A 2443-nucleotide genomic window follows, 5' to 3' on the forward strand; every position below is an offset into this window, starting at 1 on the left:
GGCGTATTACTAGGGCTGGGATTATTTATTGCCGGCTCACTATTGTTCTATCCAGCGAGCCAAACAATGGTGTATGGACATTTTTTGGGTGCTTTATTCGTACTGGCGGGCGGACTCTCAATCTTAGAAACCGCAGCCAATCCCTATATTATTGCTATGGGACCCGAAGAAAACGGAACTCAGCGACTTAATTTAGCCCAATCTTTTAATCCTATCGGCTCAATCATTGGTGTACTACTTAGTAAGCTATTTATACTGTCACAATTAAACCAAGCGAGTGCTGAATCTCGGGCAGCGATGAGTCCCGATGAACTACAGGCCATTCAATCGGGGGAGCTTATTGCCGTGATGGGACCATACGTGGGAGTAGCAGCGGTATTACTGATTATTTGGTTGCTGATAGCCTTTTCTCGTATGCCTAAAGCCTCCGAAGCGGATGATTCGCTGAATATTAGTACAACTGTAGCGCGATTGCTAAAAAATCGAAATTATGTTTGGGGAGTAGTAGCTCAATTCTTCTATGTAGGGGCTCAAATATGTGTATGGTCATTCACCATACGCTACGTAATGCAAGAATTAACTATTAATGAGGACGAGGCAGCTTCTTATTACTTAGCGGCACTGGTACTTTTTACGGTATCTCGCTTCATTTGCACTGCCCTTATGAAATATATTTCTCCGGGCAATCTGTTGGCAATCTTGGCACTACTGGCCATTCTATGCACAACGGTAGTAGTTCTAGGGGGGGGTATTGTAGGAGTATATGCTCTTATCGCTATTTCAGCATGTATGTCGTTGATGTTTCCTACCATTTATGGTTTGGCCGTTCGGGGGCTGGGCGACGATACTAAAATTGGCGGCTCAGGATTGATTATGGCGATTTTAGGTGGGGCGGTAATTACTTCAATTCAAGGGCAGATTTCGGATTTAACAGGTAGTATTCATTTAGCTTATATTGTGCCTTTATTGTGCTTTATTGTGGTCGCTTTTTACGGGCGATTAGCGCATAAACAACTACCTGATCCCTTTGTAGCTGCGGAATCACTATAACTTTCATATTTTCTGTCTGGTAGTCGTGTTAGCAATTATGCTGGTCAATGTCGCCTTTAGATAGTACGCATGTACTGAATCAAAATATTCAGGTAAATATTGTTAAGTAAATATTACTTTATTGCATATACCGTTATTTATATAACCTTTCCTTTGAATTAAAAGGCAAAAGTCTATAAAAAAATGGTATTATATAGAACTTATTGTGGCGTTTAATCTGTTACTTACCCGATCCCTCACTATGACTTACATTATTTTGCGAACTACTTCATTACTATTATGCTCATTATTTGTATCGATCATGGCCTGTCAAGCTCACGAGAGGCATGATGGGAAACCAGTTACTTCTGATGTAGAAGCATACACTAAAAATAAATCGATTCCCGATGAGATGCGCGGAGTTATTATTGCAGCACTCAGCCGTTATCCAGATTTAGCGGATACTCGCATTGAGTTTCGGTACGAAGATGAAATTCGTAAATCTGTTATGCAGGCTCAACCGAAAGTAAGTAGCTTGTTGCGGAAAAAGTCGAAGCGGAAGTACATTATCAAAATTAGCCGCTACCTTCAGCTAAATGATAAAAACCTGGATATTAGCACGTTACCTTTTGAAGTTTTAGTTGGTTGGATTGCCCATGAACTAGGACATATAATGGATTATCGCTACCGTAGTAGTTTATCAATGGTTGGGTTTGGAGCTAAGTATTGGCTTTCAGAGAAGTATCTGAAGAAAGCTGAACGCCGAGCTGACTTATTTGCGCTGAAGCATGGCTTAGGTGGGAAGGTTATGAAAACGAAAAAATTTATTCTTAATCACGAAGAAATTCCTGATTGGTACAAAAACCGGATACAACGACTTTATATGTCCCCAGTGGAATACTCTCAGCTTATCAGCGAAGCTAAACCTTAGTTTTAGATAGGTTAGCTTGCACGAAGGTTTCCCATTCAGCAAACGTATCTTCTTTCATTACTCGGGGCATTTTCACTTGCCCCCCCTTCTTTTTGTTCCGCTCGCTCCAGTCGTAGAAAGTATCCGTGGGAATAATATCAACTTTTACTCCTTTTAGCGCCTTAGAGCGGGCTACCCGGTAATTTTTATTCATCTCACTCAAAAATTGATCTAAAGCTGAAGTTATTTCAGCGTTATCAATTGTATCGTCTGATCCTAAGTACCAGTGATGAATATACTCTTGATCTTCTTTTCGGCGCACAGCTGCTACAGTGAATTCGGGAATTGCGATACTATAGCGCTCCTCTAACTCCTGAATAGCAGCGTTCATTTTATGTACCGAAAGCTGGGAACCCACTACGTTTAAGAAGTGCTTAGTGCGACCCGTAATTTTGATTTCGTGAAGAGACTTATCGGTAAACATAATCGTATCTCCAATCATAT

At 40.9% G+C, this 2443-nt stretch carries 2 protein-coding genes and 1 pseudogene; 2 read left to right on the plus strand and 1 reads right to left on the minus strand.

Features of this window, described 5'->3' with window-relative positions; translation table 11 throughout:
- The coding region (gene fucP, locus WBA23_RS10490) for an L-fucose:H+ symporter permease (protein WP_424582231.1) at positions 1 to 1050 on the plus strand (1050 nt) is incomplete at its 5' end.
- A 241-nt stretch (positions 1051 to 1291) separates the two neighbouring features.
- A complete protein-coding gene (locus WBA23_RS10495; RefSeq protein ID WP_424582232.1) occupies positions 1292 to 1960 on the plus strand; it encodes a hypothetical protein in 669 nt (222 codons plus the stop codon).
- On the opposite strand, the pseudogene WBA23_RS10500 reads toward WBA23_RS10495, so the two are convergent.
- Positions 1950 to 2443: pseudogene (locus tag WBA23_RS10500) on the minus strand (GH3 auxin-responsive promoter); the annotation flags it as partial. The gene WBA23_RS10495 and the pseudogene WBA23_RS10500 overlap by 11 nt on opposite strands.

It is taken from the genome of Tunicatimonas sp., assembly GCF_049647865.1.
In the GTDB taxonomy this organism is placed as follows: Bacteria; Bacteroidota; Bacteroidia; order Cytophagales; family Cyclobacteriaceae; genus Tunicatimonas.